The following is a 13,946-nucleotide window of genomic DNA, read 5'->3' on the forward strand; positions in this document are numbered from 1 at the left end:
CCGGAGGAACCAACCATCATGATCGGGCAAACCACCTCGCGCCTCGCTGCCGATCAGCGGGCCATGAACAGCGTGATCGCCGGGGACACCCACGATCCGCACGCCGTCCTCGGCGCTCATCCGCACGGCGGGCACACGGTGATCCGTACCCTGCGCAAGGGCGCCTCGAAGGTGGCGGTCCTGCACGACGGGGAACGCACCGAGATGACGCTGGTACACCCCGACGGCATCTTCGCGGCCGAGCTGGCCGGAACCGTGCTCGACTACCGGCTTGACGTGGACGGCACCCAGGCCGACGACCCGTACCGGCACCTGCCGACCTTGGGAGAGCTGGACCTGCACCTGATCGGTGAGGGCCGGCACGAGAAGCTGTGGAAGGTCCTCGGCGCGCAGCCGCGGGGCACCGGCGTGGCGTTCGCGGTCTGGGCGCCGAGCGCCCGGGGCGTGCAGGTGATCGGTGACTTCACCGGCTGGGGCCCGTTCGACGGCTGGCCGATGCGCTCGCTCGGTTCCAGCGGCGTCTGGGAGCTGTACATCCCGGCCGCGCACTCCGGCAGCAAGTACAAGTTCAAGATCCTCGGCCAGGACGGGACGTGGCGTGAGCACGCCGACCCGCTCGCCCAGCACACCGAGGTCCCGCCGGCCACCGCGTCGGTGGTGTACCAGACCGAATATCAGTGGCACGACGAGCAGTGGATGCAGGAACGCGCCCGCAAGTCGTGGCACCAGGAACCGATCAGCTGTTACGAGGTGCACCTGGGCTCGTGGCGGCCGGGGTTGTCCTACACCGAGCTCGCCGACCAGCTGGTCGACTACGTCCTGGAGACCGGCTTCACCCACGTCGAGCTGATGCCCGTCATGGAGCACCCGTTCGGCGGCTCCTGGGGTTACCAGGTCACCGGCTACTTCGCCCCGACGTCGCGGTTCGGCTCGCCTGACGAGTTCCGCTTCCTGGTGGACAAGCTGCACCAGGCCGGCATCGGCGTGATCCTGGACTGGGTCCCGGCGCACTTCCCGAAGGACGAGTGGGGCCTGGCCCGCTTCGACGGCACCCCGCTGTACGAGCACGGCGACTGGCGCCGCGGCGAGCAGCCGGACTGGGGCACGTACGTCTTCGACTTCGGCCGCAAGGAGGTCCGCAACTTCCTGGTGGCGAACGCGCTGTACTGGTGCGAGGAGTTCCACGCCGACGGCCTGCGGGTCGACGCGGTCGCCTCGATGCTGTACCTGGACTACTCGCGCAAGGAAGGCGAGTGGACCCCGAACCAGTACGGCGGCCGGGAGAACCTGGACGCGATCAGCTTCCTCCAGGAGATGAACGCGACCGTCTACAAGAACCACCCCGGCGTCATGACGATCGCCGAGGAGTCGACGGCGTGGCCGGGCGTCACCCGCCCCACCCACCTGGGCGGTCTCGGCTTCGGTTTCAAGTGGAACATGGGCTGGATGAACGACACCCTGTCGTACGCCGAGCACGAGCCGATCCACCGGCAGTGGCACCACCACCAGATGACCTTCGCGACGGTCTACTCGTGGAGCGAGAACTACATCCTGCCGATCAGCCACGATGAGGTCGTGCACGGCAAGGGTTCGCTCACCGGCAAGATGCCCGGCGACCTGTGGCAGAAACTGGCGAACACCCGCGCCCTGCTCGGCTTCATGTGGGCGTTCACCGGTAAGCAGCTCCTCTTCATGGGCGCCGAGATGGGTGACCTCCGGGAGTGGAGCGAGGAACGCGGCCTGGACTGGGACCTTCTCCAGGACCCGCAGTTCGGCGGCATGAAGTCGCTGGTCACCGACCTGAACCGGGTTTACCGTGAGACCCCCGCGCTCTGGACCCAGGACACCTCACCGGCCGGCTTCCGCTGGATCACCAGCGAGGATTCGCAGCACAACACGTTCTCGTTCGTCCGTTTCACCCCGAACGGCGACACCCTGGCCTGCGTGGTCAACTTCGCCGCGGTCCCGCACGAGGGTTACCGCATCGGCCTGCCCCGCGCCGGCCGCTGGACCGAGGTCATCAACACCGACGCCGAGATCTACGGCGGCTCCGGTGTCGGCAACCTCGGCGAGGTACACGCCGAGAACATCCCCTGGCACGGCTTCGACGCCTCGGCCGCCCTGCGGGTCCCCCCGCTCGGCGCCCTCTGGCTGCGTTACGAAGGCTGAGATCTTCTAGGGGGACGGGTTCACGCCCGTCCCCCGCCTGCGATGCGGAAACAGCGCTTCCAGCCGCGGGTAACGTCGTGGCCGGCTCCAGTCCGGCTTGAGCGGGTCACTCCGGATCCGCGCACCGCGAGCGGTCAGCGCCTCGTGAAGCGCGTCCTCGTCGCCGGTGATCGCCTCATAGGCCTGGTCGGCGACATACGCCAAGCTCTCCCACTCCGGCCACTCCTCGTCCGTCCAGGTGCCGTAGGGCCTGGTTGCCAGGTGCTGGAGGTCGGGCACCGTCGCCAGGTCGTCCGGGTCGGCGGCCACGCGCTCGAACAGCTCCCGCCCCTGCCCGACCAGCCAGCACTGGAAATACCAGAAACTGTCGGTCGAGCAGCCGTCGATGACGACGTCGGCCGCACCCCACATGTGCGCGTCGTCGATCCTGTCGCGCAGCTCCTGCAGGCGGATCTCGAAATCCTCGATGTCCGGCCGGTCGAGCGCGCCCAGGGCGCCGATGAGCCACTGCTCGCGGCCGGGCCGGTCGACGCTCTCACGGGCGCTGCGCTCGATCAGGCGCCAGAAATCATCGATGTCCACCCGAGTATCTCAACATCGGGGTGCGACAGTTTCCGCGTACCCTCGAAAGGGCCGGAAGCGGACCGCTCAGGATGACCGCTGACGGTCGTGGGCGGTGAGCCACTCGGGGGCGAGCAGGCCGTAGAGCAGGTCGTCGGTCCACTCGCCCTTGATCAGTGTCTGCTGCCGCAGCAGACCCTCCCGCTGGAACCCCAGCCGCTCCATCAGCGCCGCCGACGACGTGTTCCGCGCGTCGCACTCCCCCGTCACCTTGTGCAGCCCCTGACGGCGGAAGAGCCGGTCCAGGACCGCGCTCACGGCTTCGAAGGCATAACCCTTCCCTTGGTACGCCTTGGCGAGGCTGAACCCGATCTCGGCCTGCTGAAGGTTGTCGTGGAGCCGCACGTAGACGTCCCCGAGGAGAACCCGCCCGGCGGTGTGCTCGATCGCGTACTGAAAATGCCCGGCCTCGTCGGGTGAGCTCGCCGCGAAGTTGCGAACCGCGACCTCGGCCCGGTCGAGCGGGAACGGCGCCTCCCAGGACTGGTACCGCGCCACATCCGGATCCGAGCGGTACTCCGCCAGCCGCGGCGCGTCCGAAGCCCGGAATCGCCGCAGGGTGAGCCGTTCCGTCGCCATCAGCACGGGCCGAGAATATGTCACACCCGGGGAGCAGAATCGCAGGCATGGCAGCGGTTACCGAAGACCCGACGGCCCAGCGCGTGCGCGAGATCTGCCTGCGCCTGCCGGAGACCACCGAGCGGCCCAGCCACGGGTCACCGGCGTTCTTCGTGCGCGGCAGGAAGCAGTTCGTCATGCTCTGGCCCACCGGCCACCACGACCACGACTTCCCGCACCTGTGGTGCGCCGCCCCGCCGGGCGCTCAGGAGGAGCTGATCGCCTCCGGTCCGGCCCGGTTCTTCCGCCCGCCCTACGTCGGCCACCGAGGCTGGCTGGGCGCCCGCCTGGACGCCTCCCCCGACTGGTCCGAGATAGCCGAGCTCTGCGAGGAGGCGTACCGGACAGTCGCCCCGAAATCCCTGATCACCCGCCTCGACGAGCCGTGATCAGGACTCGACGACGTCGGCGACGATCACGGTGACGTTGTCCGGGGCGCCGTTGTCGAGGGTGCGCTGGACCAGCTGGCCCGCGCACTCCTTGCGGTCGGCCACCTCGCGCAGCGTCTGGGCGATCATCGCGTCCTCGACGTAATCGGACAGCCCGTCGCTGCACAGCAGGTAACGGTCGCCCACCCGGGCCGGGATCATCCGGCCGGCCGGGCGGAACGGGCCGCCCTGCACGGCCTGGGTCACCAGGGCCCGCTGCGGGTGCCGCCGTGCGTCGTCCGGCGTCAGCACGCCCTGGTCGACGAGCGCCTGCACGTACGTGTCATCGCGCGTGAGCTGGGTGAACTCCCCGTCGCGCAGCAGGTAACAGCGGGAGTCGCCGACGTTCAGCGCCGCCAGCCGGTCGCCGGACAGCAGCAGGGCGGTCACCGTCGTGCCCATGCCGTCGCGCGCGTCGTCGTCGGCGACCGCCGCCTCGATCCGCTGGTTCGCGGTCTGCAGCGCGGCGATCAGGTCCTGCAAGGGCTCACCGGTGTCCGGTGTCGTGTCGACGATGCTGAGCGACTGCACCAGGATGTCGCTCGCCAGCTCCCCGGCGGGGAGCCCGCCCATGCCGTCCGCCACGACGAACAGTCGATTTCCGACGAAGACAGCGTCTTCGTTGTTGGACCGGACCAGGCCCTGATCAGTGGCGGCGACCGCCCGGACAGCAAGCGTCATGTGACAAGAGTGCCAAAGCCCGATTCCCTTGTCTCTAGTACCTCCCACCTAGTGTGCGCCGACGGCCGTGTGCAACGCTCCCGGGCTGGGCAATCCACGGCCGCCGGACGGGCACATGTTCCCCGGTGATCGTGCTGGTCACGGGCCGGCGTGCGGATTGCGGCGTCCGGCCGGCGGCGCTCCGAGCAGCCGAATCGGTAATCCACTCGCGCCCGGGCGCGTTCCCGGCGGCTCGTGACATTCGCGACATCGAGGGACGGCGCACCCCTCCGGCGACCCGGACGGCCAGTTCGTGGAGGCGATGTCCAGGAAGCATGGCGGGGCCGCCAGGCTCCGCCGATCAGAGCGCACCCTAAATCAACACGCTTGCCCGAGGCGCCGTGCGGTGGCGATGGGGACGGCCATGCGCCGCTCTACCACATCGGCGCGGTCATGATCTTCAGACGGCGTGGCGTCGTCCGCGCGGTGACCCGCAAACAGCCGGGCGCGCGGGGCGGCGCGACAACACACAGCGGCCTCGGTAACAATCGTCGGCGTGACGACAGCTATCCATCAGCGCATCGCCTCGGAACTCGGGGTCCGGGAAGGACAGGTCACGGCGGCCGTCGAGCTGCTCGACGGCGGGGCCACGGTGCCGTTCATCGCCCGCTACCGCAAGGAGGTGACCGGCACCCTCGACGACGCCCAGCTGCGTACGCTCGAAGAACGGCTCGGCTACCTGCGGGAGCTGGAGGACCGGCGGGCCGCGGTGCTGGAGTCGATCCGCTCTCAGGGCAAGCTCGACGACACACTCGAGCAGCAGATCCGCGAGGCCGACACGAAGGCCCGCCTGGAGGACATCTACCTGCCGTTCAAGCCGAAAAGGCGTACCAAGGCCCAGATCGCCCGTGAGGCGGGCCTGGAGCCTCTGGCGGACGGCCTGCTGGGCGATCCCTCGGTCGACCCCAAAGCGGCCGCAGCGGCGTTCGTGGACGCCGAGAAGGGCGTGGCTGACGCACAGGCCGCCCTGGACGGCGCCCGCGCCATCCTGATCGAGCGGTTCGCCGAGGACGCCGACCTGATCGGTGACCTCCGGGAGCAGATGTGGACCCGGGGCCGCCTGGTGGCGAAGGTCCGCTCCGGCAAGGAGACCGACGGGGCGAAGTTCTCCGACTACTTCGACTTCGCCGAGCCGTACGCCAAGCTCCCCTCGCACCGCATCCTGGCAATGCTGCGCGGTGAGAAGGAGGACGTCCTCGAGCTCACCATGGAGCCGCACCCGGAGGAGGACGAGGGTTACTTCGAGGGGCGCATCGCCGGCCGCAACAACATCACCGACCACGGACGGCCGGGCGACAGGTGGCTGGTCGACACGGTGCGGTGGGCGTGGCGTACCCGGATCCTCATCCACCTCGGCGCGGACCTGCGGGTCCGGCTGCGCGAGGCCGCCGAGGACGAGGCGGTACGCGTCTTCGCCGCCAACCTGCGTGACCTGCTCCTGGCCGCCCCCGCCGGCACCCGCGCCACGATGGGCCTGGACCCCGGTTTCCGCACCGGCGTGAAGGTGGCCGTGGTCGACGCGACCGGCAAGGTGGTCGCCACCGACACGATCTACCCGCACGTCCCGCAGAACAAGTGGGACGAGTCGATCCACCGGCTGGCCGCGCTGGCGAGCAAGCACAACGTCGACCTGATCGCGATCGGCAACGGCACCGCGTCCCGGGAGACCGACAAGCTGGCCGCCGAACTGATCAAGCGGCACCCGGAGGCGAACCTGACCAAGGCGGTCGTCTCCGAGGCGGGCGCGTCGGTGTACTCGGCGTCCGCGTACGCGTCGCAGGAACTGCCCGGCATGGACGTCTCGATCCGCGGCGCCGTGTCGATCGCCCGCCGCCTGCAGGACCCGCTCGCCGAGCTCGTGAAGATCGACCCGAAGTCGATCGGCGTCGGCCAGTACCAGCACGACATCTCCGAGGTGAAGCTCGCCCGCTCGCTGGACGCGGTGGTCGAGGACTGTGTGAACGGCGTCGGCGTGGACATCAACACCGCCTCGGCACCGCTGCTCACCCGGGTCTCCGGCATCACCGCCGGCCTGGCCGAGAACATCGTGCTGCACCGCGACCAGAACGGCCCGTTCACGAACCGCAAGGAGATCAAGAACGTGGCCCGGCTGGGTCCGAAGGCGTTCGAGCAGTGCGCGGGCTTCCTGCGCATTCGCGACGGCGAGGACCCGCTCGACTTCTCCAGCGTGCACCCGGAGTCGTACGCGCTGGTCCGGACGATCGCGGCGGACGCCGGCTCGGACGTCAAGACGATGATCGGCAACAGCCCGCTGCTCAAGGGCATCCGGCCGGACAAGTTCGTCACCGACACGGTCGGCCTGCCCACCATCACCGACATCCTGAAGGAGCTGGAGAAGCCCGGCCGCGACCCGCGTCCGGCGTTCACCACGGCCACCTTCGCCGAGGGCGTCGAAAAGCTGTCCCACCTGAAGCCGGGCATGATCCTGGAGGGTCAGGTGACGAACGTGGCCGCGTTCGGCGCGTTCGTCGACATCGGTGTGCACCAGGACGGCCTGGTGCACGTCTCGGCGCTCTCCGACAAGTTCGTGCAGGACCCGCGCGAGGTGGTCAAGTCCGGTGACGTGGTGAAGGTCCGCGTCCTCGAGGTGGACGAGGTCCGCAAGCGGATCTCGCTCTCGATGCGCCTGCAGGACGAACCGGCGAACAAGGGCGGCCGTCCCAAGGACGAGCGAGGCGGCCAGGGCGGCCAGCAACGCCAGGGCCAGCAGCGCCAGGGCCAGCGACCACAGGGGCAACGCGGAGGCCAGCCCCGCCAGCAGGGTGGCGGCCAGCGTGGCGGTCAAGGCGGCGCCATCGCCAACAGCGCCATGGCCGACGCCCTGCGCCGCGCCGGCCTGACCCGCGACTGACGGTGGAGATCTGGGCCGTCAGCCGGCGGCCCAGATCTTCACATCGGTGTAGGACACCTCGTACGGGCCTTTCAGGTCCGCGTGCTGCTCGGTGAAGACGCCGAGCAGCAGTTGCCCACCGGTGATCGACTTGTCCTTCAGCACGGCACCGCCGACAGCGACGCCGTCCCGGCTGACCTGCATCTGATCCCCGATGACGGACAGGCCGATCCGGGCCGTCTCGTCCTCCAGGGCGATCGGCGCATCCCCGATCGGGAACGTCTTGAGCACCTTGATCTCGCCGGTCCGCTCGTGCACGCCGAGATAGATGTTGTTCTCGCAGACCCGCAGCTGATAGCCGTGCAGTTTCTCGAACCGGAACCAGATCGCCGCGCAGCTGTCCTTGGTGAGCAGCCGCACCGACACCTCGGCGTTGAGATCGGCCGGCATCGCGTCGGCCGGTCCCCGGCAGCGGTACACGCCCTCGGTTTCCCGGCGTACCACCAGCGCGTCCTCGAAGCTGCAGGTCGCGCCCTCCTTCGCCTGCTCGGTCGGCTGCCAGAACAGTTTCTGGCGCAGCGAGTCGGCGATCAGCGGCGTCCCGTCGGTGATCGCCGGGCCGAGCACGCCGGTCGACGGCGCGGGATCGGCGACCTCACTCGTCGTCGGGCGCAGCGACAGGGCCAGCATGACTGCGCCGGCAGCGATCGCGGAGATCAGGACGAGCACACCGGCGGGCAGCGCCCACCGGCGGCCGATCCGGTGCGGCGGGCGGGTGCCGGCGGGCGTACCCAACAGGGTCGTGGCTTCGGAGATCGGCACCGTGACGATCGAGTTCTCGTCGTACCCGACCAGGCCGTGCGGGATGGCCAGGGCCGGCGTGGGCGCGAACCCGGTGACGGCCTGCGCCTCCACCGCCGCGGCCTTCAGGTCCGGCTGGTCGGCGAAGGCGGCAGCGGTGGCGACCGGCCGCTCGCCGGAGATCAGCAGGTCGAGCAGCTCGCGGGCGCTGGGCCGGTTCGCCGGGTCCTTCTCCAGCGCGTGCGCGACGAGATCACGCAGCGGGCCGGAGAGCCCGTCGAGACGCGGTGGCTGGGTGAGGATCCGCGCCGCGGTCGCCATCGGCGAGTCGGCGGCGAACGGCGTCTTGCCGGTCCCCGCGTACGCCACCACGCTGCCCCAGGCGAACACGTCAGCAGCCGGTGTCACCGGGGTGTCCGCCTCGGTCCCGAACCGCTCCGGCGCCATGTACGCCACCGTGCCCACCATCTGGTCGGTGCTGGTGTTGGCGCTCGTCGCCTCCATGGCCCGGGCGATCCCGAAGTCGATCACCTTGGGGCTGCCCGGCGCGAGCAGCACGTTGCGCGGCTTGAGATCGCGGTGGATCACGCCGGCGCCGTGGATGGCGGTCAGCGCGGTCGCCACCCCGATCGCCACGCCGTGCAGGTTGGCGCTGGTCAGCGGCCCGCGTTCCTCGACCACCTCGGCCAGCGTCGGCCCGTCCACGTACTCGACGACAAGGTACGGATGCTCGTGGTCGGGATCGGCGTCGAGCACCTCGGCCGTGCAGAACGGCGGCACCTGCCGCGCCCGGTTCACCTCGCTGCGGAACCGGCGGCGGAACTCGTCGTCGTGCGCCAGGTCGGCGCGCACCATCTTGACCGCGACCAGGACTCCCTGCGCGGTCCGGGCCAGGTAGACAGTGCCCATCCCGCCCTCGCCCAGGCGACCCACCAGCTGGTAGTCGCCGAGACTTTTCGGATCACGCGGGCGCAGTGGAGCGGTCCGCTCCCCCGGCAGTGTTCCATCGACCATCGCAAACGCCCCCCGGCCGCTCTTTGTCGCCGGCTGCACTGTATCGGTCGGGGTCTCTTCCGTTCTTCCCGGAGGGCGGTCTCAGGGTCCGATCCGGGCAAGACCCGATGGAATCGGGCGTCGGCGACGCGCAAGCTTGATACATCAGCCACTACCGGAAAGCGAGATCCACCATGAACGCCGTGCACGACTCGATGGCCCGTCAGGGTCTGGTCCGCCCGCAGGACGGCCGGATGATCGCCGGTGTCTGTGCAGGACTGGCCCGCCGCTTCGGCCTGGACCCGTGGATCGCGCGCCTGCTCTTCGTGCTGATCCTCTTCGTCATCCCGGGCAGCCAGATCCTGATCTACCCGGTCCTCTGGATCCTGATGCCCGCCGAGAAGCACGAGTGGGCCACCACGCCCACTCCCCCGACCACATACTGACCCTCCCCGTCGCCCGGCCTCCCCGGCCGGGCGACCCCCACCTCGCTCAAGCCAGTCGCCCCACTCCCGCCCTTCCCCGGGTACGCCCCAAGCCCAGCGATCGCGCCCGAAGCCACCACGCAGACTGTCCACACGAGCAGCCGTTTCGCAGCGTGCGTGTGGACTTCGGGCGCCAATCGCACCGCAAATCAACACGCTGGGATTGACCGGGTCAGGCCGTCGGGGCGGTCAGCTCCTTGACCTTCGTCGTGAGCTGCAGGTCGTCCAGATAACCGCGGTGCACGATGGTTCCCTTCGCATCCACGAAGACGTACCAGCTCTGCTGCGCGATCCCGAACCGCTGCCAGATCTTGCCGGCCGGGTCGCTCAGATGCGGCACCGCACCGACCTGCATCTCACTGACGAACTCCTTCATCGCGTCGTTGGTGCCGAGCCCGCCGATCCCGAGGATGCCGAGCCGGTCGCCGTACTCGTCGTGCAGGTCGGCGACCGACTGGGCCTCGCTCGCGCAGGTCGCGCACCACGGCGCCCAGAACCAGAGCATCGCGGGCTTCCCGGCGAGGCTGGCCGCGTCGAACGCCGCCCCCTCGATCGTGGTCCCGCTGAACGTGAGCGCCTGCGGCACGGTGACTGCCGCCGACGCCGGCGCCGACACACTCGCGGCCGCGGGCAGCGCGCTCTTCGCGGTGGCACAGCCCGCTGCCGCGACAAGCGTCGCCAGCAGGGTCACCACCAGCTTGGGTACGCGCAAGAGCCCGCCTCCGTTCTGCTCGGTCTACTTGGCCGTGGTCGGCTCGGTCAGTCGCAGCGCCAGCGCCGGGCAGACGTTGACGGCCTTGCGGGCGCCGTCCTCCAGCCACGGCGGCAGCGGCGTCTGCGGGAACGCCGGGAACCCGTTGTGGTCGAGCCGGATGATCTCCGGGGCGACCGCCGAGCAGAGCCCGTGCCCGTCGCACCGCGACCAGTCCAGAGCGAGCTTCCGCGCGCCCTTCTCGGCCGTGTACGGCAGCGGCAGGATGCCCCGCACCTGCTTGCCGCAGCCCTCGCCGTTGGTGTGCGCGGCCACGTCGGCGGCGAACACCTCCAGCGCGGACAGCGCGAACCGCGACGTACCGTCCGGGTGGCTGCACGCGCCACGGCCCTTGACCAGGCCGGCCGCCTGCCGCACGTTCTCCACCGCGTTGCCGCCGAGCGACACCAGGGTCACCGCACGGGCCAGGTCGGGCAGGCCGATGCGGCACGGGCCGCACTGCCCGGCCGACTCGCCGGCCAGGTACTGCACGACCTGGGCGACCTCGCCGAGCGGGCAGGTCTTGGAGCCGATCGGGATCAGCATGCCGGCGCCCAGGGTGCCACCGACCTTGGCGAAACCCTTACGGGAGATCGTGATGGTCTTCGCGGCCTCGGCGCTGACCCACTTGCCGTGGTAACCGCCGACCAGCAGGCCCGGACCGAGGTCGGCGCCGCACATGTTCAGCACGTCCATCAGCGGGGTGCCGCTCGGCGCCTCCACCACGGCCGGCGCGGTGGCCGAGCCGCCGATGGTGAGCATGACCGTGCCGGGCTCCTCGGGGATGCCGACCGAGTTGTACTCCCACGGCCCTATCCGCGCGGCGATCGCCAGCTGGGAGTACGTCTCCGCGTTGGAGAGCAGGGTCGGCAGGCCCATCACGCCGTTGTCGCTGGACCGCACCTTGCGGCCGGGCGGGATGTGCGCCTCGCCGTTGATGCCGCGGACCAGGGCGCCGCCCTCACCGGAGATGAACCGGTGCGGCACGGTGACGATCCGGGTCGGGCACGGCATCTTGCGTTCGGCCAGCGCCTCGGTGATCGAGTTGAGGCCGACGCCGTCGTCGGCGACGCCGATGACGATCTCCTCGGCCTCCAGGGCGGCGGCGGCGAGCGCCGCGCCGTCCAGGATGAGGTGCGGGCCGCGGGTGAGCACGGCCTTGTCCTTCCAGGAGGGCGGTTCGCCCTCGGTCGCGTTGACCACGATCACCGGCGGCAGCTCCTGCCGCCGGCACGAGTCGATGACGGCGCGGACCTTGCGGGCGAACGGGAAGCCCGCTCCGCCCCGGCCACGGAGCTCGATGCGGTCGGCGAGGCCGACCAGCTCACCGGAGGAGAGCGCGGCGAATCCGCCGTGCACCTCCTGGTGGGCGACGAGGTCGAGGCGGCCGTATTCGTCGAACCCCGCCGTGATCCGTGGGGTCCCGATCGCCGTGACCGGTGGAACCTGTGCGGTACTCAATTTGTTTCCCTGATGTCACCACGTAGCTGGGAAAAATAGTTGTCGTCCTCGTCGCGGCCGCGCCGGCTGGCCCGGCTCTCCCGCTCCAGCGGTTCGGCGCGGCGAGTGCGGCGCGACGTCGTGTCGACAAGGGTCGGCGAGTCGTCGGGCTCGCCGCCCCATTGTCCGTCGGCCAGGTCGACGAACTGGCTGCGGCTGCTCCGGGCGTCGTCACGGGCACGACGGCGGGGCGGCTCCTCCTCGGCGTACCGAGCGGCGCGCGGCGCGGGCGGCTCGTCGTCGTACCGTGCGGAACGCTGGCGGGGCGGCACCTCGTCGTATTCGTCGCGGCGGCGGGGACGGTCGTCGTACTCGGGCTCGCGGCGGCGGCCACGGGGCGGCGGCTCGTCGTCGGCGTACCGCCGCATCCGGGTGGCGGTGTCCTCGAGCTCGTCGCGGCGCATCCGGGTACCGGTGGACTCGATCTCGTCCCGCCGCATCCGCGTCCCGGTCTGATCCAGGTCGTCGCGGCGCATCCGGGTGCCGGTGGACTCGATGTCGTCGCGGCGCATCCGGGTGCCGGTCGACTCCATGTCCCGGCGCATCCGGGTACCGGTGGACTCGATCTCGTCCCGGCGCATCCGGGTGCCGGTCGACTCCACGTCACGGCGGTCCCGGGGCGCGGGCTCGTCGTCGGCGGCACGGCGGCCGCGGCGTGGCCCCTCGTCGTAGATCTCCTGGGAACGGCCACCCCGGGTACGCGGCGCCGGCTCCTCGTCGTACCGATAGCGCTCGTCCTCGACGTCGCGGCGCGAGATCGCCCTGGTCGGCGTGTCGTAGCGGTCGTCGTCCTCGGCGGCGCGGCGCTGCCGGGGCGCCGGGGCCTCGAACTCGGCCGGGCCACGGACCTGCTCCATCGGATAACCAGCCTGCTCGATCGGATAACCGGCCTGCTCCATCGGGTAGCCAGCGGGCGCCGGGCTGACCGGCATCGCCGGGGCGGGGCTGACCGGGCGGGCGACCGGCGGGGCGGGCGGCACCGGCGGAGCAGCCGGCGTCCAGGTCTGTGTGATCGGGCTGACCGGCGCGAGCATCTCCACGGCGGGCTCACCACGGCGGCCGGGCCGCCGCTTCGGCGCCGGCGAGCCGGTGGGCACCAGCTGGCCGACCGGCTTGATGCCGGTGCCGGCGGCCGAGGAGAAGTCCTTCTTCCGGTTCAGGCTGACCGACAGGCGCACGGCCAGGCCGACCAGCACGCCCAGGACGCAGACGACGTAACTGACGTTGACCCAGGTGGCCGCCGGCCGTCCGGCGGACAGGCCGTGGAACAGCGCGATCGGCCACATCAGGTACGAGATCGAGTGAATGCCGCGCCACATCCAGGGCTTGCCCCGGCCGATGAACTTGGACCGGAAGATGCCGGTCCACATCACCAGCATCATGATCCAGCCGGAGACAGTGCCGAGGCCGATGTACAGGGTGTTCCCGGGTGACAGGAACGGGACGATGATGTCGATCAGCCGGATGTGCTCCTCGGCGTACTTCGTCCAGACGTGCACCACGAGCGCGGTGACCGCGATCAGACCGGTGGTCCGGTGGGTGGACTGGAGCAGGACACGCTGGCGGATGCTGAGCACCAACCGGTCGGTGGCCACCAGACCGACCATGATCGTGATCGAGAGCGACACCAGGCTGATCACGCCCATGTAGTACTCGGCGTAGATGAAGAAGTAGTAGTAACCGACCCGGCCAGGAGTGGTCATCATGGCGACCGACCAGAGTGCCGCCAGGATGCAGACGACGACCAGTGCGATCGCGGCTCTCGAGGCCGGACGCGTACCGGTGGATCCGACTTCGACCGCCACCCGAGGGGCAGCCCGCTGGGTGTTCTTCGACCTGGCCATTGACTCCTCGTTTTCCTTGCGTGCGGGCACGTCCCGTGGGCGGTGGGACGCGGCGTCCGTGGGGAACGCCCCGCGCTCAAGCGCTGCTGGAAACGATCCGTGGCCGTTGCTTTCCCCTGCCGTACCCCGGTCCGTGTCCTCCCCGGATTACGTGGCCGGCCTGGG

Annotated in this window: 11 protein-coding genes; 4 read left to right on the forward strand and 7 right to left on the reverse strand. The window is 70.3% G+C overall.

What is annotated here, in order from left to right:
• Positions 1–18 precede the first annotated feature (18 nt).
• Entirely contained in the window at positions 19–2,169 is a 2,151-nt protein-coding gene (gene glgB / locus ACQP2E_RS25205; protein ID WP_433825405.1) for a 1,4-alpha-glucan branching protein GlgB, read from the forward strand.
• 6 nt (positions 2,170–2,175) lie between these two features.
• On the opposite strand, the gene ACQP2E_RS25210 is transcribed toward glgB, so the two are convergent.
• A complete protein-coding gene (locus ACQP2E_RS25210; RefSeq protein ID WP_433825406.1) occupies positions 2,176–2,751 on the reverse strand; it encodes a DUF4240 domain-containing protein in 576 nt (191 codons plus the stop codon).
• 66 nt (positions 2,752–2,817) lie between these two features.
• Entirely contained in the window at positions 2,818–3,369 is a 552-nt protein-coding gene (locus tag ACQP2E_RS25215; protein ID WP_433834048.1) for a GNAT family N-acetyltransferase, read from the reverse strand.
• 47 nt (positions 3,370–3,416) lie between these two features.
• On the opposite strand from ACQP2E_RS25215, the gene ACQP2E_RS25220 reads away from it, so the two are divergent.
• Complete coding sequence (locus ACQP2E_RS25220; RefSeq protein WP_433825407.1) at positions 3,417–3,797, forward strand: MmcQ/YjbR family DNA-binding protein; 381 nt, start codon at positions 3,417–3,419, stop codon at positions 3,795–3,797.
• Here the strand turns inward: ACQP2E_RS25220 and ACQP2E_RS25225 are convergent, their stop codons facing one another.
• Positions 3,798–4,517 (reverse strand): PP2C family protein-serine/threonine phosphatase, encoded by a 720-nt coding sequence (locus tag ACQP2E_RS25225; protein WP_433825408.1) that lies wholly within the window; start codon positions 4,515–4,517, stop codon positions 3,798–3,800.
• Between the two features lie 535 nt (positions 4,518–5,052).
• On the opposite strand from ACQP2E_RS25225, the gene ACQP2E_RS25230 reads away from it, so the two are divergent.
• The gene (locus ACQP2E_RS25230; protein ID WP_433825409.1) at positions 5,053–7,428 is read left to right on the forward strand and encodes a Tex family protein; all 2,376 of its coding nucleotides are present in this window, start codon (positions 5,053–5,055) and stop codon (positions 7,426–7,428) included.
• Between the two features lie 18 nt (positions 7,429–7,446).
• On the opposite strand, the gene ACQP2E_RS25235 is transcribed toward ACQP2E_RS25230, so the two are convergent.
• Positions 7,447–9,222 carry a serine/threonine protein kinase gene (locus ACQP2E_RS25235; RefSeq protein ID WP_433825410.1) on the reverse strand — a complete coding sequence of 592 codons (1,776 nt, stop codon included), beginning with the start codon at positions 9,220–9,222 and terminating at the stop codon, positions 7,447–7,449.
• 173 nt (positions 9,223–9,395) lie between these two features.
• Here ACQP2E_RS25235 and ACQP2E_RS25240 point away from each other — a divergent pair, with 173 nt between their 5' ends.
• A complete protein-coding gene (locus ACQP2E_RS25240; protein ID WP_433825411.1) occupies positions 9,396–9,647 on the forward strand; it encodes a PspC domain-containing protein in 252 nt (83 codons plus the stop codon).
• A gap of 211 nt (positions 9,648–9,858) precedes the next feature.
• Here the strand turns inward: ACQP2E_RS25240 and ACQP2E_RS25245 are convergent, their stop codons facing one another.
• From ACQP2E_RS25245 to ACQP2E_RS25255, 3 genes are read right to left on the reverse strand one after another with little or no spacing between them, the layout of a single operon-like run.
• Positions 9,859–10,398 (reverse strand): TlpA family protein disulfide reductase, encoded by a 540-nt coding sequence (locus ACQP2E_RS25245; RefSeq protein WP_433825412.1) that lies wholly within the window; start codon positions 10,396–10,398, stop codon positions 9,859–9,861.
• A gap of 24 nt (positions 10,399–10,422) precedes the next feature.
• Positions 10,423–11,898, reverse strand: coding sequence for an NADH-ubiquinone oxidoreductase-F iron-sulfur binding region domain-containing protein (locus tag ACQP2E_RS25250; RefSeq protein ID WP_433825413.1), 1,476 nt, complete (start codon positions 11,896–11,898; stop codon positions 10,423–10,425).
• Positions 11,895–13,781, reverse strand: coding sequence for a translation initiation factor III (locus ACQP2E_RS25255; RefSeq protein WP_433825414.1), 1,887 nt, complete (start codon positions 13,779–13,781; stop codon positions 11,895–11,897). Before ACQP2E_RS25255 ends, ACQP2E_RS25250 begins: the two co-directional genes overlap by 4 nt.
• Positions 13,782–13,946: the final 165 nt, after the last annotated feature.

It is taken from the genome of Actinoplanes sp. CA-015351, assembly GCF_050955685.1.
Taxonomy (GTDB): Bacteria; Actinomycetota; Actinomycetes; order Mycobacteriales; family Micromonosporaceae; genus Actinoplanes.

What these genes read in the sequence shown, in the direction of transcription:
- ACQP2E_RS25240 (WP_433825411.1), top strand. Translation starts at nt 9,396, where the DNA reads ATGAACGCCGTGCACGACTCGATGGCCCGTCAGGGTCTGGTCCGCCCG.
- ACQP2E_RS25255 (WP_433825414.1), bottom strand. Translation starts at nt 13,781, where the DNA reads ATGGCCAGGTCGAAGAACACCCAGCGGGCTGCCCCTCGGGTGGCGGTC.
- glgB (WP_433825405.1), top strand. Translation starts at nt 19, where the DNA reads ATGATCGGGCAAACCACCTCGCGCCTCGCTGCCGATCAGCGGGCCATG.
- ACQP2E_RS25225 (WP_433825408.1), bottom strand. Translation starts at nt 4,517, where the DNA reads ATGACGCTTGCTGTCCGGGCGGTCGCCGCCACTGATCAGGGCCTGGTC.
- ACQP2E_RS25220 (WP_433825407.1), top strand. Translation starts at nt 3,417, where the DNA reads ATGGCAGCGGTTACCGAAGACCCGACGGCCCAGCGCGTGCGCGAGATC.
- ACQP2E_RS25235 (WP_433825410.1), bottom strand. Translation starts at nt 9,222, where the DNA reads ATGGTCGATGGAACACTGCCGGGGGAGCGGACCGCTCCACTGCGCCCG.
- ACQP2E_RS25215 (WP_433834048.1), bottom strand. Translation starts at nt 3,369, where the DNA reads ATGGCGACGGAACGGCTCACCCTGCGGCGATTCCGGGCTTCGGACGCG.